The following is a 23,299-nucleotide window of genomic DNA, read 5'->3' on the forward strand; positions in this document are numbered from 1 at the left end:
AGCGGGCCCCTGAGCGCGGCGAAGGCTTCGGCTTCGCTCAGCCGGACCCTTCGACAAGCTGAGGGCGAACGGAAAGCCGAAGCGTTAAACAGGCACGAAGCGCGGCAGCCCGGCCTTGGCGAGGGCGCGGTTCAGATAGGCGTGAAAGGCCCGGTCGCGCACGGATGGCCGGGCGCGCAGCCAGGCGAGGGCGACCACGGGCCGCCAGAGCGATAGCTGTTCCCGGTGGAGGCCGCTGTGCTGGCGGTAGGCGCGGCCAAGGCGTCCGGCGGCCCAGTCGCGCCAGAGCGCCGTCACCGGATCGGCGGGGCCTTCGCCAAAGCGCATCAGCATTTCGGCGCGCACCATGTCGGCGGCGGGATGGCCGATGGCGGCCTTGGCCCAGTCGAGGATCACCGGGCGGCCGTCGCGGATGATGATATTGTCGATGTGGAAATCGCCATGCAGCAGATGGTCCGGCAGCGGCAGCGTGGCGAGATGGGCGCAGGCCGCCCGCTTGAGGGCGGCGGGGGCGGGGCCGTAATTGATGTCGGTTTCGATGACCGAATTGACGGTGCGCAGGCCGGATACCCGCCGGTCGTGGATCGCCGCCAGAAGCTCCGCCATCTCGCCGAGCAGGGCGGACGCGCGATAAGGATATTTGCGGATCGTGGCGGCGAGCGGCGCGCCCGTGACTTCGGGATAAATGAGCGCGGGCAGTCCGTCCACGGCGGTGCGGCTGGCGGGGGCGGCGGTGGGAAGATCATGAGCCGCCGCCAGCGTGGCCGCGGCCATTTCCCGCTGGATCATCTCTTCGGAAACGGCCGCATGGAACACCTTGATGATCTGGCCGCCGCCGATGCGGAAGACGTGCGAGCTTTTGCCCTTGCCGAGCAGCACCCAGTCATCTTTCGGTCGAGAGGCCATGTGCCGGGGATTTCCTTGGGACAATATGGGCGAGCCGCCTGGGGAATGGCGAGCCGGGCCGATTTATTCCCTTTTGCGGCATTTGCCGACAGCCAATTTGATGATAGCGGGCCGGGGTGGCGAGCCACTTTGTCAGTCTTTGCGGGAGCTTGTGGAATGAAGGAGCTGATTGCGTTCGATCTGGACGGAACGCTGGCCGAAAGCAAGCAGCCGCTGGGCGAGGAGATGGGGGAGGCGATCGCCCGCCTGCTGACCGTGGCGCATGTCGCGGTGATTTCCGGCGGGGACTGGCCGCAATTCGACAAGCAGGTCGCCAGCCGCCTGCCCGCCCATGCGGACAGGACGCGCCTGTGGCTGATGCCGACGACGGGGACGAAGCTCTACACCCACAGGGACGGCGCATGGTCGCCCGTCTATGCCGAACTGTTCGACGAGGCGCAGAAGCAGCAGATCTTCGCCGCCTTCGACGCATCGCTGGAGGCGACCGGATTCGTGCCTGAGGAAGTGTGGGGCGAACGGATCGAGGATCGCGGCAGCCAGATCACCTTTTCCGCGCTGGGGCAGCAGGCGCCCATCCATGCCAAGGAGGTCTGGGATCCCGATTTCGCCAAGCGCCGGGTGATCCAGGCGGATTTGCGCCAGCGCTTGCCGGGGCTTTCCATCAACATGGGCGGCGCGACATCGATCGACATCACGCGCGAAGGGGTGGACAAGGCCTATGGCCTCAAGAAATTGCGGGATGCGAGCGGCATCGCGCTGGAGGCCATGATGTTCATCGGCGACGCGATCTTTCCCGGCGGCAATGACTATCCGGCCAAGGAATTGGGACTGGACACGGTGCGGGTGCGCGATCCGCAGGAAACGCTGTCGGTGATCGACGCGATCGTCGCCTGCCAGAAATGACGCCTGTGACCTGATCCGGTCATGGCGATTGTGCGAACGCTTTGCGGCCAGTGCCCGGTCGGGTGCGGCATCCGCGCCGTGACGGGCGAGGGGCGCGAGTTGAGCTTTGCGGGCGATCCCGTCCACCCGGCAAATAGCGGCCAGCTATGCGCGAAAAGCGGCGCGATCGAGGATATGGCGCCGCTGGACGGGCGGCTGCTCCATCCGATGGCGGGCGGCCGCCGCGCCGGATGGGACCGGGCGATCGCGCAGATCGCGCGCAGGCTGGCCAGCATCCTTGCGCGGCATGGGCCGGACAGCGTCGCCCTTCATGTGCCGGGCAATCTGCTGACGGAGGATTATTACGCCGCCAACAAGATGATGAAGGGGTTCATCGGGTCGGCCCATATCGATGCAGGCTGGCGCAGCGACGATGTCGAAGGGGCCTATCGCGCCGCGCCGGGCGAGGATGTGGCGCCGGGGACCTATGAGGATATCGACGCGGCGGACATCATCCTGCTGACGGATGCGGCGGCGGTGGAGCGATACCCGATAGTGATGGACCGCATCCAGGCGGCGCGGGAGGAGGGAGCAGCCCGGCTGGTGGTGCTGGCGTCCGGCGGGAAGCTGCCGGTGAAGGGCGCTGACCTGACCGTCACCGTGGCCGCGGGGACGCAGGGGGCCTTGCTGAACGGGCTGCTGGTCCATTGCCATGACAGCGGCGCGCTGGACCGCGAATTTCTGGACCGGAGCGTGGATGCGCCGCCGGGCTTCTGGGACGGGCTGAGGGCCGGGCATGACCTATGGTCGGTCGCCCGGCGTTGCGGGCTGGCTCCGGCGGAATTGCGGGCCTTTTACGACCTGCTGGGTGCGAGCGGGCGCGTCGTCACGCTGCATCAGGGCGGCCGGGCCGGGAGCGGGGAGCTGGCGCGCGCGGTGCTGAACCTGCATCTGGCGATGGGGTGGATCGGCAGGAAAGGCGCGGCCCCCATGCCGCTGCCAGCCGCCCCCAATGCGATGGGCGGTCGGGAAGCGGGATGCTTCAGCGGCGAGCTGGCGGCGCATATGGATTTTTCCGCCGCTTCGGTGGCGCGGGCTGCGCGCTTCTGGGGCGGGCGGACGATGGCGGCCGGGCCGGGGCTGGAGGGTGGCGCGCTGGCGGAGGCGATCGGCGCGGGGCGGATCAAGGCGCTGTGGATGCTGGGCGGCATGCCGCCTGCCGGGCATGCGCTGCATGGGCTGGTGGAGCAGGTGCCGTTCACCATTTTGTCGACGCCATGGGCGGAGCCTCAATTGAAGGGCCAGCAGGTGATCATGCTGCCTTCGCCGGTCTGGGCGGAAAAGGACGGCACGCTGACCGGAGCGGACCGGCTGATCAGCAGGCAGCGGCGGATTTTTTCCTTACCCGGCGAGGCGAAGCCCGATTGGTGGAGCGTGACCCGCGTCAGCCAAGCCATGGGATGGGGTGACGCCTTTCACTATGACCGGCCCGCCGAAATCTATCGCGAATATGCGCGGCTGACCGCTTATCAGAATGAGGGCGGAAGGCTGCTGAACCTGCGGCGGCACGGCCCCATTTCCAACCCTGCCTATGACGAGCTGACGCCGTGGCGCTGGGGAGAGATTCCTTTTGACGGGGGGCGTTTTCCGACGGACAGCGGCAGGGCGCGTTTGCTTTTCAACTAGAGCAACTGGTCAGCGAGGCTGGCAGCCGCAATCCATGGCCCAACGCTACGCCTGCCGCGCTATGCCGCGCAGGTGGTGCAGCAGCGTGTCGGCGTTGGCGGTCCAGGTGAAGCGCAGGGCGGTGTCGCGCACCGCTTCGCGCTCGGGCGGGTTGTAGAGCAGGGCGCCGATGGCGGCCGCGATCGCTTCGGGGTCGCGCTCCACGATCCGGCCCGCTTCGGGGCGGTCGAGCAGTTCCCGTGCGCCGCCCACATCGCTGATCACGATCGGCGTGCCGCAGGCGAGCGCTTCTACCCAGGCGTTGGCGAGCCCTTCGGACGAGGATGGCAGGGCCATGACATCGGCGGCGGCATAGATGCGCGGCAGGCGGTCGTGCGGCACGGAGCCGAGGAAGCCGATGCGGCGGTCCACGCCCAGTTCCTCCGCCAGCTTTTCAAGCGCCCGGCGATATTGCCCCTGGCCAGCGAACAGCAGCGTCACGCCGGGCAGGCGGGGGAGCGCCTGCACCAGCAGTTCCTGCCCCTTGCGCGGGATCAGGGCGCCGACGCACAGCACGACCGGCCCTTCAAAGCCGAGCACGTCCTTGGCCGCTGCCCGGTCAGCGATTTCGAAGCGGTCGAGGTCGACGCCGGTATAATGGACGCGGATCTTTTCGCCATCCATGCCCATCTTGATCATCGACCGGCGCATGGCGTTGGACACGGCGAGCAGCCCGGCCGCGCCCTGTGCCGCGCGCTTCACCATCTTGCGCGTGTCGCGGCGCGCCCCCCAATAATGGATGTCCGCCCCGCGCGCCTTGACCGAATAGGGGATGCCGAGCGCCTTTGACAGGCGCTGCGCCACCGGGCCATCGGGGAAGAAGAAGCTGGCGTCGATGACGTCGAATGGCTGCTGCTGGTGCAGGTGACGGACGAGCGGCAGGATGGCGCGGGTCATGTTGCCGACATTGATGCGTGCGCCGACCTTGGGCACCGTGCGGAAGACCGGGCGGTAGACGGTCAGGTCCTGCCACCGTTCCTTGCGCGGCAGGGAGCGGAGCGGATCATAGCGCCCGGCCAGGCTGAAGGGCCAGATGGGAATGCCGACCGGCGCGACGACCGTCACCTTGACATCGGGCCTGCTCGCCAGCTCGCGCGCCTGCCGTTCCACGAAGACGCCGAAATTGGGGCGGCTCATGTCCGGGAACAGGGTCGAAAGCGTAAGGACGTTCAAAGTCATGGCGCCTGCCTACTATGCCGCGGTTAATTGCAAGTTAGGACTAAGGGATGAAGCCGCCTCTTGGCTATAATTGTCTCACCAGCTGCACCGCCACCGCGCCCCAGGGCGGATCGGTGATGACCTGCTGGCGGCTGCCGCTGCCCAGCGGCAGGATGTGCAGCCGGTCGCCTTCACGGCCGATCAGCCTGCCGAACAGGAAGCGTCCGGCATGGCGGGGCAGCAGCATGTCGCGGTTGAGCGCGCCGGCAAATTCGTCAGGACCGATGCGGCGGCACCAGATTTCATCGCCGCTGCGGTAATCGCCGATGCTGGCCGATACCTGGACCCCGATCATGGCGTCGGCGGGAACGGGCGGCGGGAAGGAGAGCGACCGGGTGGGCGCGCGTGCGCCTTCGGGGCCGAGCAGCGCGGCGACCGGCACCGCGCTTTGCCCCGGCAAGGCGACGAGTTCGGACGAGGCGACGCCCAGCGCCTTGGCGATGCGGTTCAGCCAGTTGACCGATACGGTTCGCGTGCCGGTTTCCAGGCGGCCGATCGTCTGCGCCGTGGTCGGCGGCTGGCACAATGCGCCGACCTGTTCAAGGGTAAGCCCCTTCGCCTTACGGACTTCGCGGATGCGGGTGATCATGGCTGTTCCTGATATTTTTACCTATTTGGTTTTTGTTCTTTCCTACAATAGTGCCGCCATGGCAAGCCCCCGGCCCGGTTAAAGGCAAGGAGGCGCAGATGGGCATGCAATATGTGGAACAGATGATCGAGGACCCGGCAGGCCGGGAGCAGCGCGTCGTGGTGAATATCGGCGAATCGCCGCTCGCCTGGCTGCATGCGCGCGGGCATTTGAGCGAGCGGCATTATCGTGCGGGCGAATTGCTGCGCGCCGATTGGGAGAAAGCGGGCATGGCCGCGCAGGTCACGATGCGCTGGGACGCTGCGCCGCCGCAGGGCGGGCGCAGGGGCGCGGGGCGTCCGGCCGATCCCACGATGCGGCAACTGGCGGCGCGGGACCGCTTCCATGCGGCGATCGCGGCGGCGGGGCCGGGGCTAAGCGACATATTGTGGCGCGTGGCCTGCGCGGGGGAGGGGCTGGTGGCGGCGGAACGGGCGCTGGGCTGGCCAAGCCGGGCTGGCAAGCTGGTGCTGACGCTCGCGCTCGACCGGGTGGCGGATTGGTATCGGGTGGGGTGATGTAGAGGATCGGCCTTGATATGAGACGTTCGTGCTGAGGGGCTGAGCCTGCCGTAGTCCCGTATCAAACATCCTTCGAGCGCTGATCCTTCTATACGCCTTTCGGCTTCGCTCAGTGGCTACTCAGGAGGACCGGAGGGGGGAGACATGGCCATGCCTCGACCCCCCTCCAACTCCTCAAGCCATGATCGCTCCGCCCAGCAGCAGGAGCAGCTTGACGTCGAGGGCGAAGCCGTCGCGCCGCCATGCGGCGACATGCTGGTCCAGTTCATCGAGGGGGACGCGGTGGACGCGGATATCCTCACCGCCGACGCCGCCACCCTCGCCGGTCTTTTGCAGGCCATGCGCGCGGTAGAGGAAGAAGCTTTCCGACACCATGCCGGGGGAGCTGCAAAATTCACCCGCCAGTTCGACGCGATCGGGGCGGTAGCCGGTCTCCTCCTCCAATTCACGGGCGGCCGCGATCGCCGCGTCCTCGCCCTCCTCCTCGTCGCCGACGAGGCCAGCGGGCAGTTCGACGCAGCGGCGGCCGAGCGGCACGCGGAACTGATCGACCAGCAGGACATGGCGGCGGCCGTCCGCATCCTCATCGATCGCCAGGATCGCGGCGGCGCGGATGCCGCGCGCGCGGCCGACATATTCCCAGCGCCCGCGCCGCTTGGCGCTGATGAAGCGGCCTGCCCACATGACCTCTTCACCGGCGGCCATATCCTGTTCACTCATAGTTCGATCAACCTGTCGGGCAGTTCGTTGGGATTGTCGTCAAGATGCGGGAAATGGCGGCTGAGGATCGCGCCGACCTGTCGCACCGCCTCTATCATGCCGTCGGCGGTGCGGCCGTCGCGTGCCGCTTCGATCAGGGCGGCCATGGCGTCGCCCCACACATCCGGCGTGACCTTTTCGTTGATGGAGGCGTCGGCGACGATTTCCGCGCGATGCTCGTCCAGCGACAGGTAGATGAGCACGCCCGTGCGCCCGCGCGTGCGCCCCTGCGCGACGGCCCGGAACAGGGTGATCGCCCGCCGCCGCACCCGCCGCGCCTTGGTGGAGGCGGGGGTGAGCGCCATGCGCAGCGGCGTCCAGGCCAGGGCGTAGCGGACGATCAGGAATTTCGCGACCAGCAGCGCCAGCAGGACCGTCAGCAGCTTCCAATCCTCGACCTCATGCTCCCAGTTGTGGAGCAGCGAGGCGCAGAAGGCGCGGAAATGCGCCGGGAAAGCCGCTATGACGGAGAGGGCGAGAAACACCGCGCCGATGGCCCAATGCAGGCCCGCATCATGATAGGCGTCGGACCGGCGGGCGACGATGGTGACGATCTCTCCATCCGTGGTCCGCTCCGCTTCCGCGACGGCGTCGCTGACGCGCTTGTGATCGGCTTCGTTCAGATGCAGGTGCATCACCAGCTCCCGGAGGCGCCGCCGCCCCCGCCGCTGCCGCCCCCGCCGGAAAAGCCGCCCCAATCGCCGCCACCGCCCCAGCCTCCGCCGCCGGAACCTGAACCCCATCCGCCGCCCAGGCCCGGACCCCAGATGACCACCGGCCCGCCGCCATAGCGCCTGCCGCCGCGCCGCCCGAACAGCATCGGCACGATCACGAAAATGGCGATGGCGATCCAGAAGATCAGCATGACGGGACTGCCGCCGCTATTGCTCGCGCGTTGCTCCCTTTCCGCCGCCAGGGCACGGGCGCGCGCTTCTTCCGGCGGCAGGTTGAGCAGGGTGATCAGCGCGTCGGTCCCCGCCTCTATGCCGCCCGCCATGTCCCCGGCGCGGAAACGCGGCGTCACATTGTTGCGGATGATCTGGGACGAAAGGGCGTCGGTCAATATGCCTTCCAGCCCGTAGCCGACCTCTATCCTGACCTTGCGTTCATTGGGCGCGACGATCAGCAGCGCGCCGTCATTGCGTTCCTTGCTGCCGATGCCCCAGTGGCGCAGCAGGCGATAGCCATAATCGGCTATGTCATAGTCCTGAAGGCTCGGCAGGGTGACGACGACCAGCTGCCGTCCGCTTTGCCGCTCCAGCCCCGCCAGCTTGTCCGTCAGGCCCTGTTCCTGCTGCGGGGACAGCAGGCCAGCGTCATCGACGACGCGTCCCGTCAGCTTGGGAAAGGTCTGTCCCTGCGCCGCTGGGGCGATCGCCGCCAGCAGCAGCAGGAAAAGGAGCAGGCGGCGGATCATGGCGCGGTCAGTTGCCGAAATCGACCTTCGGCGCTTCTTCCGCGCCCGGCGTCGTCGCCTGGAACGGCGTCATCGGCTTTGCGCCGTGGATCAGCTTCGCGCCGATCGCGTCGGGGAAGGTGCGGATGCGGGTATTATAGGCGCGCACGGCCTCATTATAGTCGCGGATGGCGACGGCGATGCGGTTTTCCGTCCCTTCCAGCTGCGACTGGAGATCGAGGAAATTCTGGTTGGTCTTGAGGTCGGGATAGGCCTCCACCGACGCCAGCAGCCGCCCCAGGCCCTGCGAAAGCTGCGCCTGCGCCTGCTGGAACTGCTGGACCTTGGCGGGATCGGACAGGTCGTCGGCGCTGACCTGGACGGAAGTCGCCCTGGCGCGGGCTTCGGTCACGCGGACCAGCGTGTCCTGTTCCTGCTTGCCCGCCGCCTTCACCGTGGCGACCAGATTGCCGATCAGGTTGGCGCGGCGCTGATATTGCGCCTGCACGTCGGCCCATTTGGCCTTTGCGGCTTCTTCCGCCGTTGGCACGCTGTTGATGCCGCATGCGGACAGGGCGAGCGCGCCCATGAAGGACAGGAGGAGGAAGGAAATCCGGCGCAGGATCGTCATGTAACAACCTCAGCTTTTGTTGCGCTCCCGGAAATAGGTGGTTGTCGAGCCGCGCGCAACGGCCCATTCTGCGTTGATCGCAATCAGGACAAAGGCTTCGCTATGGGACTGGTCTCCGAGTTCAAGGCTTTCATCAACCGCGGCAATGTGATCGACCTGGCCGTCGGCGTCATCATCGGCGGGGCGGTCGCCACCATCACCAAGTCGCTGACGGACGACCTGATCATGCCGGTGGTAGGCTATCTGTTCGGCGGGGCGGATTTTTCGCGCTATTTCATCCGGCTGGGCGAGATTCCCGCCGGGTTCAAGGGCAATCCCGAAAGCTATGCCGACCTGAAAGGCGCTGGCGTCGCCATGCTGGGATGGGGCGAATTCCTGACGGTGCTGGTCAATTTCCTGATCCTGGCCTTCATCATCTTCCTGCTGGTGAAGGCGGTGAACCGGCTGATGCCCAAGCCTTCCGGCGAGCCCGCCGCCACGCCCGAAGACATCATGCTGCTGCGCGAGATCAGGGATTCCCTGAAAAAATAATTTCGTTTCTGCGACGAAAGGAGTGTGCGACGGGAACCAACATGCGCGCGACCAGTTGATCGCCGTCAGGGTTCGGGTCGCATCGCGCGGCCCTGACCCGTGCCGAATGACGTCAGCCCCAGGGGGGCATAACAGGAGAAAACGCCGTGAAAACCATCGTCTCAGTCCTTGGCCTTGCCAGCTTGGTCGCGCTCGCTGCGTGCGATTCCAAGCAGGAAAACAAGGTCGAGAACGCTTACGAGAATCAGGCGGACGCACTCGACAACCAGGCCGCCAACATGGAAGCGATGGCCGACAACCTGTCCGGCAATGCTGAAAACGCCGCTGAAAATGCTGCTGACGCCCTGGAGAACAAGGCCGATGCGACCCGCGACGCTGGCGAACATGCCGCTGACGCGGTCGAAAAGTCGGAAAACCACTAAGTTTTCGCTCCCATAGCGAGCCGAAGGGCGCCGCGGCCAAGGCTGCGGCGTCCTTTTTCATGCGCGCTCCAACGTCTTTAACGGCGATTTAACCACGCAATCCCCATTGTGCCGCGGCGCGTATCCGTGAGGCGTGGGGAATGGACGATCTACTTCAGGAATTCATAGCCGAAACGCAGGAAACGCTGGAGGCGCTGGCAGGCGAAGTCGTCGCCTGGGAAGCCGATCCGGGCGACCGCGACCGGCTGGACGCCATCTTCCGCTTCTTCCACACGGTCAAGGGTAGCTGCGGCTTCCTGAACCTGCCGCGTTTCGAAAGGCTGAGCCACGCCGCCGAGGATGTGCTGTCGGAAATTCGCAGCGGCAATCGCAGCGCCGATCCCGCGACGGTCAGCGCGGTGCTGGGCATCATGGACCGGATCGCCGAACTGGCAGAGGCAGTGGCCGTCGGCGCGGCGTTGCCGGACGAGAATGACGACCTGCTGATCGGCGCGCTGTCCGCGCGGGACGACAAGGGCAGCGCCCCCGAAGAGGGACCGGCAGCGTCCCCGGTTGCGGGACAGCCTGTGCGGCAGGGCGGCGCTCAGGCGGTGCCCCGGACCATCCGCCTGCCGCTGTCGCTGATCGACCAGCTGATGAACGGCGTATCGGACATGGTGCTGGCGCGCAACGAATTGTCGCGACAGTTGCGCGAACGGTCCGGCGACCCCGAACTGGAAAGCGCGTTCGAACGGCTGTCCACCTGCGTCGCCGACATGCGCGACGCCATTTCCAAGACGCGGATGCAGCGCGTCGACCGCCTGTTCACGGCGATCCCGCGCATGGTCCGCGACCTGGGCCGGGAACTGGGCAAGCGCATCGAGCTGGTGCTGGAAGGCGGCGACGTCGAAATGGACCGCGAGATGGTGGAGATGGTGGTCGATCCGCTGACCCACATCGTCCGCAACAGCATCGACCATGGCATAGAAACGCCGGAGAAGCGCCGCGCGCTGGGCAAGCCGGAAACCGGAACGCTGAAGCTGGAGGCGCGCCAGTCGGGCAACCAGATCGTAATCGAGATCAGCGACGACGGGCAGGGCATCGACACGCAGAAGCTGGTCGAAAAGGCCATCGCCGCGGACAGGCTGACCAGGGATGCCGCCGCGCGGATGAGCGAAGCGGAAAAGCTGGACCTCATCTTCCATGCCGGGCTGTCGACGGCGAAGCAGATCACCGCCATTTCCGGCCGGGGCGTGGGCATGGATGTGGTCCGCGCCAATGTGGAGCGGATCGGCGGGGTGATTTCGCTCGACAATCAACCCGGCAAGGGGCTGCGCATCATGTTGCGCGTGCCTTTGACGCTGACGATCATTCCGGGGCTGATCGTCCGGGCGGGCGGGCTGCACTTCGCCATGCCGCGCGCGGCCGTGGTCGAGATATTGCACGACAATAACGAGATGCTGCGGATCGCCGAAATCGGCGGCGCGAAGATCGCCACGATCCGGTCGGTGCGCCATTCGATGATCGACCTGGAGGATGTGCTGGGCATGGAAAAGCTGCCCCAGAGCAGTCCGCGCACCATCATGGTGGTGCGATCGGGGACGGGCGTCCCCTACGCCATGGGCGTGGCGGCGGTGGACAATCATGAGGAACTGGTTATCCGTCCCGCCTCTCCGCTGATCATGGCGAGCGGCGTCTATGCGGGCATGACCTTGCCCGACAATGGCAGGCCCATGCTGCTGCTGGACGCGGCGGGCCTTGCCAATGCGGCGGAGCTGCCGAACATCGCCGACGATTGCGCAAGACGCCAGGCGGAAGAGGAGGAAGCCGGCGAGGCGGCGACGGAGATGGTCCCGGCGTTGCGGTTCGAGGAGCTTTCCGGGGAAAGGCGGCTCATCAAATTGTCGCTGGTCGAACGGGTCGAGGATATCGACGCGGGTCTGTTCGGCCGGTCGGGCGGGCGGGCCTTCGTCCGGCTGGACGGCCGTCTGGTGCCGGTGGTCAATGGGATCCACAGTTTCGATACGCCGCATGTGTCCGCGCTGCGCATCCGCGACGGCGCGCAGGAGGCCTGCTATCCCGTCGCGGCGGTGCTGGACATCGTCGACATGCCGATCGTCCCCGACATGGTGGCGATGCAGGGGGTGCTGAGCGGCGTGTCGGTGATCGACGGCGAGCATCTGGAGGTGGTCAATCCCTTCGCCCTGTTCGCGGCCCTGCCCGGCGAGGCGTTGCGCGCGCCTTCGCGCGGCCGATGCGTGCTGGCCGATGGTGACGATGGCTGGACTCGCGAGATATTGGCGCCGTTGCTGCGGCAGGCGGGGCATGAGGTTGTGCTGGGCCTGCCGGACGACGCGCCGGTCGATCCGCGCGACATCGTGCTGAGTTCCGGGCCGGACGTGGCCAAGGCGGCGGAGATCCTGGGCTGCCGCGTGGTGCAGCTGCGCGCCTCGCCCCGGCCGTCAGGGCCGCAGGACGGCAGCATCTATCGCTATGATCAGGATGCGTTGATGGCGGCGATCGCAGGCGCTGGACGGTAAGGAGGGCGATCCATGGAACAGCTTTATCTTCTGGCGACGCTTGCAGGCACCAGGGTGGCGGTGGAAACCGGCGAGGTGGAGGCGGTGGTCCGCCTGAACGACATCTCGCCCGTGCCGGGCATGGCCGCCCATGTCGCGGGCCTTTCCGCCCTGCGCAGCCGGGTGCTGACCATCATCGACGTGTCCGCCCTGATCCGGGGGACGGCGGCGCCCGCCGCGCAGCGCGGCTTCGCCATCATCGCCGACATCAGCGGCCACAGCTACGGCCTGATGGTCGATGCGGTGCACGACATTTGCCAGGTGCCGGACGGGGGCCTGCCGCTGCGGGGGCAGCTTGACCCGGCATGGCTCCCCTATGCCCGCGCGATCGTGGAGCATGAGGGCCAGCCTCATCTGCTCGTCTCGCTCGCCAGCTTCGTCGAAATGGGTTCTCTCGCCCAGGCGGCCTGATGGAGGCCGCGTTTACCAATTACTCGCCTTTGTCGATTAAGCCGGACAGCGGGTTGCAGAAATTCTCAAAGGGCCAATCATGAAAAACTGTCTTGTGGTGGATGATTCCAAAGTCATCAGGAAAGTCGCGCGGCATATATTGGAATCGCTCGACCTTTCGGTCAGCGAAGCGGTGGACGGACAGGACGCCCTGAACCAGTGCGAGGCGGCGGCGCCTGACGTGGTGCTGCTGGACTGGAACATGCCGGTGATGAGCGGGATGGAATTCCTCCAGGCCCTGCCCACAGCCAAGCTGTCGGCACGGCCCAAGGTCATCTTCTGCACCACGGAAAACGGCATCAGCCATATCAAGGCAGCGGTCGAAGCGGGCGCGGACGAATATGTCATGAAACCGTTCGACCGCGAAACGCTGGAAAGCAAGCTGTCGATCGTGGGGGTCATCTGACGGCCGCCGATTCCGCTTCGCTCCATCGCTTCCTGCCTGAAAGTCATTTGATGTCCGTCGTCCTGCCGATCAAGGCCAACAGCAGCGGGTCCAGCGCGATCCGCGTGATGGTGGTCGACGATTCGGTGGTCGTGCGGACGGTGATCGAACGCATATTGAACGCCGATCCGGCATTTCAGGTCGTGCACAAGACGAACAGCGCCGAACATGCGCTGTCCTATCTTGCCGGGCACCAGGTCGATCTTGTCCTGCTGGACATAGAGCTGCCGGGGCAGAGCGGGCTGGCGGCGCTGCCCGCCATCCTGCGCGCCAATCCGGCCGCCAAGGTCGTGATCCTGTCGGGCAATTGCGACGAAGGAAGCGAGGCCGCGGTCGAGGCGCTGGCGCTGGGCGCGAGCGACATCTGCGCTAAGCCGGGCAGCGGCAGCTATGGCGAATATTTCCCGCAGATGCTGATCGAACGGCTGACCCGCCTGGCGGCTGGCGACGCGCCCTTGTCCGCGGGGAAGGCCGTGCGGGTGCCGGTGACGCGCCAGAAGGCCAAGGCGCCGATCGCCTGCCTGGGCATCGGCGCGTCTACGGGGGGCATCCATGCGCTCAGCCAGCTGTTCGCGGGCATGTCCGCGCCGCTGGGCGTGCCGGTCCTGCTGACGCAGCATCTGCCCGCCAGCTTCACATCCTATTTCACGCAGCAGCTTGCGCGGATGACGCCGCTGCGCGTCAAGACGGCCGAACAGGGCGAGATCGTTGGGCCGGACATCATCTATGTGGCGCCCGGCGACGCCAATTTGCAGGTGCGGCGCGGGCTGCACGGCAGGGTCATGGTGGGGTTGAACCGGGAACGGACGTCAGCGGGCAACCTGCCCGGCGTCGATCCCATGTTCGCCAGCATGGCGGACGTCTATGGCGCGGGCGCTGCGGGCGTCGTCCTGACCGGCATGGGCCGGGACGGCACGGTGGGCGCGCGCGACATCGTCGCCGCCGGGGGATGGATCGTCGCGCAAAATGAAGCGAGCAGCGTCGTCTGGGGCATGCCCGGTTCCGTCGCGAGCGCGGGGCTGAGCTGCGCGCTGCTGGAACCAAGGGCGATCATGGATTTCGTCGCACGGCGCGGAAAGAGCAAAGGGTTGACACATTGACGCTATCGGCTGAACCATCCCCGCAAGGGGGCGTCCGCATCTTTTCCGCCCTGCTCGCTTCGCGCACCGGACAGATATTGTCCGAAAACCGGGCGTGGCGCATGGAAACGGCGCTAAAGCCGGTGATGCGCGCCAATGGCGTCGCCGATATGGACGAACTGGCGGCGAAGCTGATCGCCCATCGCGACGGCAAGCTGGAAGAAGCGGTGATCAACGCGCTGCTGAACAATGAAAGCAGCTTTTTCCGCGATCTCCAGATTTTCGACATGCTCAACCGGCAGATCCTGCCGTCCTTTCACGCGACCCGGAAGGACCGGGTGCTGCGGGTCTGGAGCGCGGGCTGCTCGACCGGGCAAGAGGCCTATTCGCTCGCCATCCAGCTGCGCAACGACATCGCCAGCTGGCGCGGGTGGCGGATCGAGATATTGGCGACCGACGTGTCGACGGCCGCGATCGACCAGGCGCGATCGGGCGTGTTCACGCAAATGGACGTGCAGCGCGGCCTGGCGGTGGGCGACCTCATCAAATGGTTCGAGCCTGTCGGCGATGAATGGCATGCCAGCCCCGAATTGCGGCGGATGATCGAATTCCGTACCGACAATCTGTTCCATCCGCAGGCGCCGTCCGGCCACTATGACCTGCTGCTTTGCCGCAATGTGCTGCTCTATTTCACCCCGGAAAAGCGGCAGGAGGTGCTGCGCCTGCTCGCCCGGCACAGCCATGCCGGGTCCGTCCTGCTGCTGGGCGCGGGGGAGACGGTGATCGGCCACAGCGAGGATTTCGCGCCCCATCCCGAATTTCGCGGCGGCTATGGGCGCAAGCCGTCCGAAGCGGTTCTGGAGGAAAAGCGGTCGCGCTGGGCGGTCTGAACGCCCGGCGCCGCTCCGGTCTTTTCGCATGTGCGAAGCTGGGGCCGCTTGATCGTCCCACTGGTCTGGGCCATTGTCGGCCTGCATCGCGGCGGCATGACGGGCGCGGAGACGGGGAAGACACGGGTGGTGACAGGCTTCTGGCGATGACCGACATTCCGATGATCGACACCCCATCGCCCAATTTCGATGAGCGCAGCCTGCCCATTTCCATGCTGGTGCTGCATTATACGGGGATGCCCGATGCGGCGAGCGCGATAAACTGGCTCGCCAGCCCGGAGTCCAAGGTTTCCGCCCATTATCTGGTCACCGAGGACGGACAGATCATCCGCATGGTGGATGAGGGCAAGCGCGCCTGGCACGCCGGGCGGTCGCACTGGCGCGGCATAGATGACGTCAATTCCGCCAGCATCGGCATAGAGATCGTCAATCCGGGACATGAATGGGGCTATCGCCCCTTCCCGGAAACGCAGATGGGGTCGCTGATCCCGCTGGTCTACGACATCGTGCAGCGCCACGGCATCACGCGCGGCAATATCGTCGGGCACAGCGACATCGCCCCCGCGCGCAAGCAGGACCCCGGCGAGCTTTTCCCCTGGGCGCAGCTTGCGCGGCTGCGGCTCGCCTTGCCGCGCCCGACCAAAAATCTGATGGACCCGCATTGGAGCGACGGCGGGTTCATGCTGGCGCTGGAGCGGTTCGGCTATGACATCACCGATCCGCAGGCGGCCGTCGTGGCCTTCCAGCGGCGCTTCAGGCCCGAATTGATCGACGGCGTGATCGACGGCGAATGCCGCGCCATCCTGCTCGCCCTGCTGCTGCCCAAGCCAAGGGGCGATGAATAAGCGGGGATGACGCGCGCATGGCGAGCGTGTATAGCGCCTTCGCCAGAGGGCCGGGCGGCCGCGGCGTGGCGGGTAACTTCCACGGCGAGGAAAGTCCGGGCTCCACGAAATGACGGTGCCGGCTAACGGCCGGCTGGAGTGATCCAAGGGACAGTGCAACAGAAAGCAGGTCGCTAAGGCCTAGGCCCAGCGAAATTGAAAGGGTGCGGTAAGAGCGCACCGCGCCTGCGGCAACGCAAGGCGGCACGGTAAACCCCACCGGGAGCAAGACCGAATAGGGGCGGCGCGCAGCTTGACTGCTAGGCTGATTTCGGCCGAGACCGCCCGGGTTGGTTGCTTGAGGGGCGGAGCAATCCGTCCCCTAGAGGAATGGCCGCCCATCCCCGGCGACGGGGTGGACAGAACCCGGCTTACAGGCCCTCTGGCACAGGACCCGCCTTCATTTGGCTGATGCCGGGGTGCGAACGCCGCTGTTCTGCGCTTCCGGTGCTGACATATCGATTCCGCCTCATCGCAAGATCGGGAGGATTGAAATGGGCAAAATTCAACCGCCGGGGTGGCGTTCTGCTCGCGGCTTACTTAATTTGGACCGATGGCAAGAAGCAGCCGATCAAATGACTGGGGTTTTCCACGCTGGCGGGGATATGGGTCCTCGCGTGAAGCGCAGCAGGTGCGGCTGTGCGACCGGCACGGCTGTGACAAGCCCGGCGATTGCCCCGCGCCCAAATCGCCCAACAGCCGCGAGCGCTGGTATTTTTGTTCGGACCATGCGGCCGAGTATAACCGCAACTGGGACTATTTTCAGGGCCTGGACCAGGAAGAACGGGAGCAGCGCGAACGCGCGGAGCGGCGTGACGCGGGCGGCTATCAGAGCAGCGCCTATCATGGCTGGGGCGGACCGGGCGACGGCAGCCGGTCGCGGGACGAACTGCATGCGCTCAAAGCGCTGGACCTTGAGGACGATGCCGATTTCGAAGCGGTGAAGAAAAGCTGGCGGCGGCTGGCGAAGGAAAATCATCCCGATGTGAAGCCGGGCGACGCCGATGCTGCCGTGCGCTTCCAGACGATCCAGGCCGCCTATGAAGTGCTGCGGTCGGCGGAGGAAAGGCGGACATGGAAGCCGCGGGAGACCGTTGATTGAAGGATCATGTCCGTTCGAACTGGCAGCAGGCGGTGCTGGTCTGCCGCAAATGTTCGAAGAAGCTGGACGGCGGCTTTGGCCCCGATGGCGGCGAGCGGCTGGCCAAGGCGCTGCGCAGGCATCTTTCGCTCAAGAAAGGGCGCAAGGCGGCGGCCGGGATCGTTGAGGTGAACTGCCTGGGCGTTTGCCCCAAGGGTGCGGTGACGGTGGTCAATGGAGCGCAGGCGCGCGACTGGCTGCTGGTGCGTCCGGGCGCTGATCTGGATGAACTGGCGCAGGCGCTGGGCCTCGCGCCGGACGCGCTTAGCCAGCCTGCTTGAGCGGCGGCATCAGCCCCGCCTGGGCGAGCAGCGGCATCAGCAGCTTTTCCTCCTTGCGCATGCGGTTGATCATGGCGTTGATCATCTGGCGGCTTTCGCGGCAGAAGTCCGGCCATTCGCGGGCGATGCGATCATCGCTCCAGCGGGCCATATAGTGGGAAAAGCTTTGCGCGAGCGGCGCCATTTCGGTTTGCAGCCGCGCCGCCACGTCCCGTAGCGGCAGATGGGCCTGCCGTTGCATGGCGGGATAGAAGAACTGATCTTCGAGCGCGAGATGGGCCATCAGCTGACGGGCATATTGCCAGCGCAAGGTGCCCAGCGTGCGGGGCGCGCGATCGTCGGCGATCAGGCGCAGAAACGCGTCCGCCAATATATCGAGCGCGTCATGCTGGCTTTGTAACTGGTGAAGGTCCATGGCCGCTTCCAAGCATTGTGGAACATGCTTTTCACACGGCTGCCGTTAACAACAGGTTTTTCCTGCATAATTTACGGATCGGCGCCGTCCGCAGCCCTTTCGGACAACGGACGGCGCGTCCAGGCATCAGCCCGGCTGGTCGGCCCGGCTCGCCCCTTCGCCGTCAAGGTTCAGCGCGACGAAATCCCAGTCGATCGCTTCCTTGAGCAGGCGTTCGGCATAGTTGGGGCGCAGGTTGCGATAGTCGATATAATAGGCATGTTCCCACACATCGAGGATCAGCAGCGGCGTATGGCCGTGCGCGACCGGCGTGTCGGCGTCATGATAGCTGGTCACTTCCAGCTTGCCGTCCTTCAGGATCAGCGCGGCCCAGCCGCTGGCGAAATGGCCGACCGCTTCGGCCTTCAGCTTGTCGAGCAGCGCGTCGACCGAGCCGAAACCTTCGTTGATGAGGTCGAGAAGCTGGCCTGAGGGCTGCTTCTTTTCCGGCGAGAGCGAGTGCCAGTAGAAGGTGTGGTTCCAGATCTGCCCGACCTGGTTGAACAGCGCGCCCTTGCTGCTCTTGATCAGTTCGACCAGCGATTTGCCCTGGAGGGCGGGATCGGCGGCGATCAGTTCATTGGCCTTCACGACATAGGCATTGTGGTGCTTGCCATGGTGATAATCGAAGGTTTCGGCCGAAAGGATGTCGCCAAAGGCGTCCTTGGAATAGGGCAGGTCAGGCAGAACAAAAGCCATGTCGGAACTCCTCGGGTTCTTGGATGGATGGCGGCATAACGGACATGCCGCCGGAAGGCTCCCGGTCCCGTAGCAGTCTTACCGCGCTGCGGAAAACAGGATATTTTGATTGGGGGGCGAGGAAATATCCATGTGACAGCAGCGTAACGATGGCATAGAATCGCCGGTCAGGCCGCTCGGAAGCAGCGGCCGGACAATGGGGGATGGATCAATGGCAAAATTCTTCGGCAATCTGCATCTTGTGCTTGCCGCCGGGCTGGTGCTGGCGCTGGCGGTGATTTTCGCGATTCCGGCTAATACGATTCCAGAGCAGGCGGTGCTGCGCTGGCTTCACCTGTTCTTCGGCGTGCTGTGGATCGGGCTGCTTTACTATTTCAATTTCGTCCAGATACCCACCATGCCCAAGGTTCCGGCGGAGTTGAAGCCGGGCGTGTCGAAGTTCATCGCGCCATCCGCCCTGTTCTTCTTCCGCTGGGGCGCGGCGCTGACGGTGCTGACCGGCCTGATCATCGCGTGGCGCAGCGCCTATCTGGTCGAAGCGCTGACGCTGACGCCGGGCTTCGTGCTGATCGGCACCGGCATGTGGCTGGCGCTGATAATGGCGTTCAACGTGTGGTTCGTGATCTGGCCGAACCAGAAAAAGGCGCTGGGGATCGTTCCGGCGGAAGATGCGGCGAAGGCGAAGGCCGCGACGACGGCGATGATCTTTTCGCGGACCAATACCCTGCTGTCGCTGCCGATGCTCTATTGCATGATCAACTTCAACGGCGGGTGATCGACGGGCCCAATCCGTTCGGGCTGCGCCTGTCGAAGTCTCTTTCTTTCTCCAAAGAAGTGAGGTCCTTCGACAGGCTCAGCGCGAACGGCCGGAGCGTGAAGATCAGCCCTGCGGCGGCGTGGTTTCGCCGATTTCCTCGCTGTCGAGCTTGTCGCCCAGCGCAAGGCCGTGGCGCATCAGCATCGGGATGTTGGCGGCGGCGAACAGCAGTGACACGATGGTGACGCCCCAGACCTTGACCGCCAGCCACGCGTCGAAGCTCATCGAATGGCGCATCGCTTCATTGGCCACCGCCATGGCCGCGAAGAAGAAGGCCCAGTTGCGCGACAGCTTGCGCCAGCCTTCGTCCGTCAGCCCGTCATAGGCCGCCTGCAACAGATATTTGAGCAGCGCCTTGCCGCGCAGCAGCCCGCCGAACAGCATCAGCGCGAAGAAGCTGTAGATGATGGTCGGCTTCACCTGGATGAAGCTCTGGTCCTGAAAATAGATGGTGAGCCCACCGAAGAAGAGGACGAGCATCGCCGACAGCCACAGCATCGGCGACACGCGGCCCAGCTTCACCTTGGATATGATGACGGCGATGACGATCGCGGCCATGAAGGCGGCGGTGCTGAGGCTCATCGCGGTGATCGGATTGCCGGGTCCCCAGATCCAGCCAGCGCCCTTGTAGGTCAGGAAGAAGACGAGCAGGGGGCCGAAATCCAGCGCGAGGCTGAGATTGCCGTTATGGGCGGGTTTGGGTGCGGTTTTGTCCTGCGCCATTATTGATCCTTCCGTTCGCCCTGAGCTTGTCGAAGGGCCGCACTTTTCTTCAAGGAGAAGGGCAGGGCTTCGACAAGCTCAGCCCGAACGGTTCTCATGGCTTCTCTCGCCTATCGCGCATAGGCCGTCCCCGCGATCGCCCGCGCCATGTCGCGCGGATCGAAGGGGCGCAGGTCCTCGATCTTCTCGCCGACGCCGATGGCGTGGATGGGCAGGCGGTATTTTTCCGCCGCCGCCACCAGCACGCCTCCGCGCGCGGTTCCGTCCAGCTTGGTCATGACAAGGCCCGTCACCTGCGCAAATTCCTTGAACACCTCAATCTGGCTCAGGGCGTTCTGTCCCGTCGTGGCGTCCAGCACCAGCACAACGTCATGCGGCGCGGCGGGGTTCAACCGGCCCAGCACGCGGCGGATCTTGGACAGCTCGTCCATCAGCTCGGTCTTGTTCTGGAGGCGGCCCGCCGTGTCGACGATCAGCACGTCGATGCCGGTGGCGGTCGCCTGCTTCACCGCGTCGAAGACGATGCCCGCGGCATCGCCGCCTTCCTTGCCAGCGACGATGGGAATGCCAAGGCGCTCCGCCCAGACCTTGAGCTGGCCGATCGCGGCGGCGCGGAACGTGTCGCCCGCGGCCAGCATTACGCCATAATCCTGCTCAAGGAACAGGTTGGCGAGCTTGGCGATGGTGGTGGTCTTGCCAGAGCCGTTGACGCCGATGACCAGTATCACCTGGGGCCGGGGAAAGGCCTCGATCTCCAGCGGCCGCGCGACGGGGGCGAGCACCTTCTCAATCTCCTCCGCGATGATCTCGCGCAGATATTCCTCGGTCAGTTCGCGGTTGTAGCGCCCTTCGGACAGGCGGTCGCGCACGCGGGCGGCCATGGCGGGGCCAAGGTCGCTGACGATCAGCGCTTCCTCGATTTCATCCAGCGTCTGCTCATCCAGCGCGGCCTTGGTGAAGAGGCCGGTGAGATTCTCGCCGAGCTTGTCGGAGGTGCGCTTCAAGCCGCCGAAGAGGCGGTCGCGCCAGCTGGTGCCGGGTTCAGTCATTGCTGGCCTCTTGCGCGATCAGAACGCCATTCTCAAGGCCCGTGATGACGGCACGTGCGATGGAGGAGGGGGGCCGGGACGCGGCGAAGCGCACCGGAGCGAAATTTTCCGCGTGGCCGGTGAGGCCATTGCGCTCCACCAGCACGGATTGGGTGGAGCCAATGAGGCCTTGGAGCCAGGCCTGCCGCTGCCGCTCGCAGGCCGCGCGAAGGCGGGCGGCGCGCGCCTTTATCGTGGTCCGATCGACCTGCGGCATGCGGGCGGCGGGCGTGCCTGCGCGTGGGGAGTAGGGGAAGATATGGCCGTGGACGATGGCGCATTGCTCCACCAGCTTCAGGCTGTTTTCGAACATCGCCTCGTCCTCGGTCGGGAAACCGGCGATGATGTCCGCGCCGATGCTGATGGCCGGGCGGGCGGCCTTGAGCCGTTCCACGATGCGGATGGCGTCGGCGCGGCCATGCCGCCGCTTCATGCGCTTGAGGATCATGTCGTCGCCCGCCTGGAGTGAAAGGTGGAGGTGCGGCATCATGCGCGGCTCATGGGCGATGAGGTCGAACAATCGCTCATCAATCTCCACGCTGTCGATCGAGGAAAGGCGCAGGCGAGGGAGGTCCGGCACGGCTTTCAGGATACGCTCGACCAGCAGGCCGAGGGAGGGCGATCCGGGCAGGTCGGGGCCGTAGCTGGTGACGTCCACGCCGGTCAGCACGATCTCCTTGTAGCCAGCGTCGACCAACTCGCGCGCCTTGCCGATCACCGCGCCCGCGGGGACGGAGCGGCTGTTCCCCCTGCCATAGGGAATGATGCAGAAGGTGCAGCGATGATCGCAGCCATTCTGCACCTCCAGAAAGGCGCGGGCATGTTCGGCGAAGGCGCTGGCCATATGCGGCGCGGTTTCGCGCACGGCCATGATGTCGGAGACGCGGACCTTTCCCTCGCTCCGTTCGCTTCGAGCGAAGTCGAGAAGCGCTTGCGCATCCGTGTCTCGACTTCGCTCGACACGAACGGATGTGGCGTAGGACGCCGCCGCCATCTTCTCCCGATTGCCGATCACCGCATCGACTTCGGCCATGGCGGCGAAGCTGCCGGGCTCCGTCTGCGCGGCGCAGCCGGTGACGAGGATGCGGGCGCCGGGCCGTTCGCGCCGGGCGCGGCGGATGGCCTGGCGCGTCTGGCGCACGGCTTCGGAGGTCACGGCGCAGCTATTGACCACGACCAGATCGTCCTGCCCGCCCGCCATCTCGCGGATCGCCTCGCTCTCCGCGATGTTGAGGCGGCAGCCGAGCGTGATGATCTGCGGCCCGCTCATGTCAGAAGCGCGCCCAGTCAGCCTCGCCGTCGAAGACATGGGTGGCGGGCCCGGTCATCACTATGTGCCCGCCAGGCCGCCAGTCGATGACGAGGTCGCCGCCCGGCAGGCTGACCTTCGCCGGGCCGCTGACCAGCTTGCGCCGCACCGCCGCCACCGCCGTGGCGCAGGCGCCGGTGCCGCAGGCGCGGGTCAGGCCCGCGCCGCGCTCCCAGACGATCAGGCGGATGTGGTTTTCGCCGATGATCTGCGCGAAGTTGACGTTCACGCGGGCGGGGAAAAGCGGATCGGTCTCGATCAGTGGACCCAGCCGCTCGACGTCAACCGCGTCCAGATCATCGCAGAAGAAGATGACATGGGGATTGCCGACATTGACCGCTGCGGGCGCGGGCAATTCTTCCCAACTCACCGGCATCGCCAGCGTGTCCATGGCGTAGGCGAGGGGGATGGCGTCCCAATCGAGCCGCGGCGCGCCCATGTCGACGCTCGCCCCGCCGTCGACGGCCTTCGCGTCCAGCAGGCCTGCCTTCGTCTCGATCAGCACGTCGCGCCCCGCGAACAGGGGCACGCAGCGGGTGGCGTTACCGCAGGCTTCCACCTCGCTGCCGTCGCTGTTGAAGATGCGCATCGACACGTCCGCGCGTTCGGACGCGCCGATCAGGATCAGCTGGTCGCAGCCGATACCGGCATGGCGATCGGCAATGGCCTGCGCGCGCGCCGCCGTCATCTCGACCCCGCCTTCGCGCGCGTCGATTACGACGAAATCATTGCCTAAGCCGTGCATCTTGGAGAAGCGTCCCATAGACGGGCGCATGTAGGGCGCGCGTCGGGAAAAGGCTAGAGCGGCGCTTGCGCGGATCTATGCCGGCTTCCGTCACCCCGTACTTGATCCGGGGTGACG

At 65.9% G+C, this 23,299-nt stretch carries 27 protein-coding genes and 1 other RNA gene; 15 read left to right on the forward strand and 13 right to left on the reverse strand.

Annotated elements, in window-relative coordinates; all coding sequences use genetic code 11:
- Positions 1-84 precede the first annotated feature (84 nt).
- Positions 85-906 (reverse strand): phosphotransferase family protein, encoded by an 822-nt coding sequence (locus ET21_RS0106215; RefSeq protein WP_051768029.1) that lies wholly within the window; start codon positions 904-906, stop codon positions 85-87.
- Between the two features lie 156 nt (positions 907-1,062).
- On the opposite strand from ET21_RS0106215, the gene ET21_RS0106220 reads away from it, so the two are divergent.
- Positions 1,063-1,809 (forward strand): HAD-IIB family hydrolase, encoded by a 747-nt coding sequence (locus ET21_RS0106220; RefSeq protein ID WP_030538979.1) that lies wholly within the window; start codon positions 1,063-1,065, stop codon positions 1,807-1,809.
- Positions 1,810-1,830: 21 nt separating this feature from the next.
- A complete protein-coding gene (locus ET21_RS0106225) occupies positions 1,831-3,474 on the forward strand; it encodes a molybdopterin-dependent oxidoreductase (RefSeq protein ID WP_030538980.1) in 1,644 nt (547 codons plus the stop codon).
- 45 nt (positions 3,475-3,519) lie between these two features.
- Here the strand turns inward: ET21_RS0106225 and ET21_RS0106230 are convergent, their stop codons facing one another.
- Both ET21_RS0106230 and ET21_RS0106235 read right to left on the reverse strand, forming a co-directional pair.
- Positions 3,520-4,692: a glycosyltransferase gene (locus tag ET21_RS0106230; RefSeq protein WP_030538981.1), complete on the reverse strand. Its 1,173-nt coding sequence runs from the start codon at positions 4,690-4,692 to the stop codon at positions 3,520-3,522.
- Between the two features lie 64 nt (positions 4,693-4,756).
- Positions 4,757-5,320, reverse strand: coding sequence for a helix-turn-helix domain-containing protein (locus ET21_RS0106235; RefSeq protein ID WP_021237460.1), 564 nt, complete (start codon positions 5,318-5,320; stop codon positions 4,757-4,759).
- 98 nt (positions 5,321-5,418) lie between these two features.
- Between ET21_RS0106235 and ET21_RS0106240 the strand changes: the two genes are divergently transcribed.
- On the forward strand, positions 5,419-5,877 hold the full coding sequence (locus tag ET21_RS0106240) for a DUF6456 domain-containing protein (RefSeq protein ID WP_021237461.1): 459 nt from the start codon (positions 5,419-5,421) through the stop codon (positions 5,875-5,877).
- A gap of 177 nt (positions 5,878-6,054) precedes the next feature.
- On the opposite strand, the gene ET21_RS0106245 is transcribed toward ET21_RS0106240, so the two are convergent.
- Genes ET21_RS0106245 through ET21_RS0106260 form a run of 4 tightly spaced genes read right to left on the reverse strand, consistent with a single transcriptional unit; the run spans position 6,055 to position 8,666 of the window.
- Entirely contained in the window at positions 6,055-6,600 is a 546-nt protein-coding gene (locus tag ET21_RS0106245; RefSeq protein WP_030538982.1) for an NUDIX hydrolase, read from the reverse strand.
- Entirely contained in the window at positions 6,597-7,274 is a 678-nt protein-coding gene (locus tag ET21_RS0106250) for a TPM domain-containing protein (RefSeq protein ID WP_021237463.1), read from the reverse strand. Before ET21_RS0106250 ends, ET21_RS0106245 begins: the two co-directional genes overlap by 4 nt.
- The gene (locus tag ET21_RS0106255; protein ID WP_030538983.1) at positions 7,274-8,056 is read right to left on the reverse strand and encodes a YgcG family protein; all 783 of its coding nucleotides are present in this window, start codon (positions 8,054-8,056) and stop codon (positions 7,274-7,276) included. Before ET21_RS0106255 ends, ET21_RS0106250 begins: the two co-directional genes overlap by 1 nt.
- A 7-nt stretch (positions 8,057-8,063) precedes the next feature.
- Positions 8,064-8,666 carry a LemA family protein gene (locus tag ET21_RS0106260; RefSeq protein ID WP_030538984.1) on the reverse strand — a complete coding sequence of 201 codons (603 nt, stop codon included), beginning with the start codon at positions 8,664-8,666 and terminating at the stop codon, positions 8,064-8,066.
- 102 nt (positions 8,667-8,768) lie between these two features.
- Here ET21_RS0106260 and mscL point away from each other — a divergent pair, with 102 nt between their 5' ends.
- The 11 genes from mscL (at position 8,769) to ET21_RS0106310 (ending at position 17,347) form a co-directional block, all read left to right on the forward strand.
- Positions 8,769-9,197 (forward strand): large conductance mechanosensitive channel protein MscL, encoded by a 429-nt coding sequence (gene mscL, locus ET21_RS0106265; protein ID WP_030538985.1) that lies wholly within the window; start codon positions 8,769-8,771, stop codon positions 9,195-9,197.
- Positions 9,198-9,343: 146 nt separating this feature from the next.
- Positions 9,344-9,619, forward strand: a complete 276-nt coding sequence (locus ET21_RS0106270) for a hypothetical protein (protein ID WP_021237467.1) — start codon at positions 9,344-9,346, stop codon at positions 9,617-9,619.
- 140 nt (positions 9,620-9,759) lie between these two features.
- Positions 9,760-12,138: a chemotaxis protein CheA gene (locus tag ET21_RS0106275; protein ID WP_030538986.1), complete on the forward strand. Its 2,379-nt coding sequence runs from the start codon at positions 9,760-9,762 to the stop codon at positions 12,136-12,138.
- Positions 12,139-12,150: 12 nt separating this feature from the next.
- On the forward strand, positions 12,151-12,588 hold the full coding sequence (locus ET21_RS0106280; RefSeq protein ID WP_021237469.1) for a chemotaxis protein CheW: 438 nt from the start codon (positions 12,151-12,153) through the stop codon (positions 12,586-12,588).
- Between the two features lie 79 nt (positions 12,589-12,667).
- A complete protein-coding gene (locus tag ET21_RS0106285) occupies positions 12,668-13,033 on the forward strand; it encodes a response regulator (protein ID WP_021237470.1) in 366 nt (121 codons plus the stop codon).
- A 50-nt stretch (positions 13,034-13,083) separates the two neighbouring features.
- Positions 13,084-14,172, forward strand: a complete 1,089-nt coding sequence (locus ET21_RS0106290) for a chemotaxis protein CheB (RefSeq protein WP_030538987.1) — start codon at positions 13,084-13,086, stop codon at positions 14,170-14,172.
- On the forward strand, positions 14,169-15,041 hold the full coding sequence (locus ET21_RS0106295; RefSeq protein WP_021237472.1) for a protein-glutamate O-methyltransferase CheR: 873 nt from the start codon (positions 14,169-14,171) through the stop codon (positions 15,039-15,041). Before ET21_RS0106290 ends, ET21_RS0106295 begins: the two co-directional genes overlap by 4 nt.
- 146 nt (positions 15,042-15,187) lie before the next feature.
- On the forward strand, positions 15,188-15,886 hold the full coding sequence (locus tag ET21_RS0106300) for an N-acetylmuramoyl-L-alanine amidase (protein WP_030538988.1): 699 nt from the start codon (positions 15,188-15,190) through the stop codon (positions 15,884-15,886).
- Positions 15,887-15,928: 42 nt separating this feature from the next.
- Positions 15,929-16,315: RNase P RNA component class A (rnpB, locus tag ET21_RS26460), an RNA gene on the forward strand.
- A gap of 163 nt (positions 16,316-16,478) precedes the next feature.
- Entirely contained in the window at positions 16,479-17,027 is a 549-nt protein-coding gene (locus ET21_RS0106305; RefSeq protein WP_030538989.1) for a J domain-containing protein, read from the forward strand.
- The gene (locus tag ET21_RS0106310; protein WP_021237476.1) at positions 17,024-17,347 is read left to right on the forward strand and encodes a DUF1636 domain-containing protein; all 324 of its coding nucleotides are present in this window, start codon (positions 17,024-17,026) and stop codon (positions 17,345-17,347) included. Before ET21_RS0106305 ends, ET21_RS0106310 begins: the two co-directional genes overlap by 4 nt.
- On the opposite strand, the gene ET21_RS0106315 is transcribed toward ET21_RS0106310, so the two are convergent.
- Both ET21_RS0106315 and ET21_RS0106320 read right to left on the reverse strand, forming a co-directional pair.
- A complete protein-coding gene (locus tag ET21_RS0106315) occupies positions 17,331-17,762 on the reverse strand; it encodes a hemerythrin domain-containing protein (protein ID WP_030538990.1) in 432 nt (143 codons plus the stop codon). The two genes, ET21_RS0106310 and ET21_RS0106315, sit on opposite strands and share 17 nt — an antisense overlap.
- Before the next feature lie 126 nt (positions 17,763-17,888).
- On the reverse strand, positions 17,889-18,500 hold the full coding sequence (locus ET21_RS0106320) for a superoxide dismutase (protein ID WP_021237478.1): 612 nt from the start codon (positions 18,498-18,500) through the stop codon (positions 17,889-17,891).
- 211 nt (positions 18,501-18,711) lie between these two features.
- Between ET21_RS0106320 and ET21_RS0106325 the strand changes: the two genes are divergently transcribed.
- On the forward strand, positions 18,712-19,275 hold the full coding sequence (locus tag ET21_RS0106325) for a urate hydroxylase PuuD (protein ID WP_030538991.1): 564 nt from the start codon (positions 18,712-18,714) through the stop codon (positions 19,273-19,275).
- A 105-nt stretch (positions 19,276-19,380) separates the two neighbouring features.
- Here the strand turns inward: ET21_RS0106325 and ispZ are convergent, their stop codons facing one another.
- From ispZ to dapF, 4 genes are all read right to left on the reverse strand, one after another.
- Complete coding sequence (gene ispZ, locus ET21_RS0106330) at positions 19,381-20,040, reverse strand: septation protein IspZ (RefSeq protein ID WP_021237480.1); 660 nt, start codon at positions 20,038-20,040, stop codon at positions 19,381-19,383.
- Positions 20,041-20,150: 110 nt separating this feature from the next.
- Entirely contained in the window at positions 20,151-21,089 is a 939-nt protein-coding gene (gene ftsY, locus ET21_RS0106335; protein ID WP_021237481.1) for a signal recognition particle-docking protein FtsY, read from the reverse strand.
- A complete protein-coding gene (mtaB, locus tag ET21_RS0106340) occupies positions 21,082-22,398 on the reverse strand; it encodes a tRNA (N(6)-L-threonylcarbamoyladenosine(37)-C(2))-methylthiotransferase MtaB (protein ID WP_030538992.1) in 1,317 nt (438 codons plus the stop codon). The genes ftsY and mtaB overlap by 8 nt, the downstream gene beginning before the upstream one ends.
- 1 nt (position 22,399) lies before the next feature.
- Positions 22,400-23,200: a diaminopimelate epimerase gene (gene dapF / locus ET21_RS0106345; RefSeq protein WP_030538993.1), complete on the reverse strand. Its 801-nt coding sequence runs from the start codon at positions 23,198-23,200 to the stop codon at positions 22,400-22,402.
- Between the last annotated feature and the right edge of the window lie 99 nt (positions 23,201-23,299).

It is taken from the genome of Sphingobium sp. DC-2, from assembly GCF_000722555.1.
GTDB lineage: Bacteria > Pseudomonadota > Alphaproteobacteria > Sphingomonadales > Sphingomonadaceae > Sphingobium > Sphingobium quisquiliarum.

Excerpts from the sequence above, each read along its gene's own strand:
- ET21_RS0106215 (WP_051768029.1), bottom strand. The coding sequence starts at position 906 with ATGGCCTCTCGACCGAAAGATGACTGGGTGCTGCTCGGCAAGGGCAAA.
- ispZ (WP_021237480.1), bottom strand. The coding sequence starts at position 20,040 with ATGGCGCAGGACAAAACCGCACCCAAACCCGCCCATAACGGCAATCTC.
- ET21_RS0106255 (WP_030538983.1), bottom strand. The coding sequence starts at position 8,056 with ATGATCCGCCGCCTGCTCCTTTTCCTGCTGCTGCTGGCGGCGATCGCC.
- ET21_RS0106225 (WP_030538980.1), top strand. The coding sequence starts at position 1,831 with ATGGCGATTGTGCGAACGCTTTGCGGCCAGTGCCCGGTCGGGTGCGGC.
- ET21_RS0106240 (WP_021237461.1), top strand. The coding sequence starts at position 5,419 with ATGGGCATGCAATATGTGGAACAGATGATCGAGGACCCGGCAGGCCGG.
- ET21_RS0106290 (WP_030538987.1), top strand. The coding sequence starts at position 13,084 with ATGTCCGTCGTCCTGCCGATCAAGGCCAACAGCAGCGGGTCCAGCGCG.
- ET21_RS0106315 (WP_030538990.1), bottom strand. The coding sequence starts at position 17,762 with ATGGACCTTCACCAGTTACAAAGCCAGCATGACGCGCTCGATATATTG.
- ET21_RS0106230 (WP_030538981.1), bottom strand. The coding sequence starts at position 4,692 with ATGACTTTGAACGTCCTTACGCTTTCGACCCTGTTCCCGGACATGAGC.
- ET21_RS0106280 (WP_021237469.1), top strand. The coding sequence starts at position 12,151 with ATGGAACAGCTTTATCTTCTGGCGACGCTTGCAGGCACCAGGGTGGCG.
- mscL (WP_030538985.1), top strand. The coding sequence starts at position 8,769 with ATGGGACTGGTCTCCGAGTTCAAGGCTTTCATCAACCGCGGCAATGTG.
- mtaB (WP_030538992.1), bottom strand. The coding sequence starts at position 22,398 with ATGAGCGGGCCGCAGATCATCACGCTCGGCTGCCGCCTCAACATCGCG.
- ET21_RS0106300 (WP_030538988.1), top strand. The coding sequence starts at position 15,188 with ATGACCGACATTCCGATGATCGACACCCCATCGCCCAATTTCGATGAG.
- ET21_RS0106305 (WP_030538989.1), top strand. The coding sequence starts at position 16,479 with ATGGCAAGAAGCAGCCGATCAAATGACTGGGGTTTTCCACGCTGGCGG.
- ET21_RS0106325 (WP_030538991.1), top strand. The coding sequence starts at position 18,712 with ATGGCAAAATTCTTCGGCAATCTGCATCTTGTGCTTGCCGCCGGGCTG.
- dapF (WP_030538993.1), bottom strand. The coding sequence starts at position 23,200 with ATGGGACGCTTCTCCAAGATGCACGGCTTAGGCAATGATTTCGTCGTA.
- ET21_RS0106260 (WP_030538984.1), bottom strand. The coding sequence starts at position 8,666 with ATGACGATCCTGCGCCGGATTTCCTTCCTCCTCCTGTCCTTCATGGGC.
- ET21_RS0106220 (WP_030538979.1), top strand. The coding sequence starts at position 1,063 with ATGAAGGAGCTGATTGCGTTCGATCTGGACGGAACGCTGGCCGAAAGC.
- ET21_RS0106320 (WP_021237478.1), bottom strand. The coding sequence starts at position 18,500 with ATGGCTTTTGTTCTGCCTGACCTGCCCTATTCCAAGGACGCCTTTGGC.
- ET21_RS0106275 (WP_030538986.1), top strand. The coding sequence starts at position 9,760 with ATGGACGATCTACTTCAGGAATTCATAGCCGAAACGCAGGAAACGCTG.
- ET21_RS0106250 (WP_021237463.1), bottom strand. The coding sequence starts at position 7,274 with ATGCACCTGCATCTGAACGAAGCCGATCACAAGCGCGTCAGCGACGCC.
- ET21_RS0106285 (WP_021237470.1), top strand. The coding sequence starts at position 12,668 with ATGAAAAACTGTCTTGTGGTGGATGATTCCAAAGTCATCAGGAAAGTC.
- ET21_RS0106245 (WP_030538982.1), bottom strand. The coding sequence starts at position 6,600 with ATGAGTGAACAGGATATGGCCGCCGGTGAAGAGGTCATGTGGGCAGGC.
- ET21_RS0106235 (WP_021237460.1), bottom strand. The coding sequence starts at position 5,320 with ATGATCACCCGCATCCGCGAAGTCCGTAAGGCGAAGGGGCTTACCCTT.
- ftsY (WP_021237481.1), bottom strand. The coding sequence starts at position 21,089 with ATGACTGAACCCGGCACCAGCTGGCGCGACCGCCTCTTCGGCGGCTTG.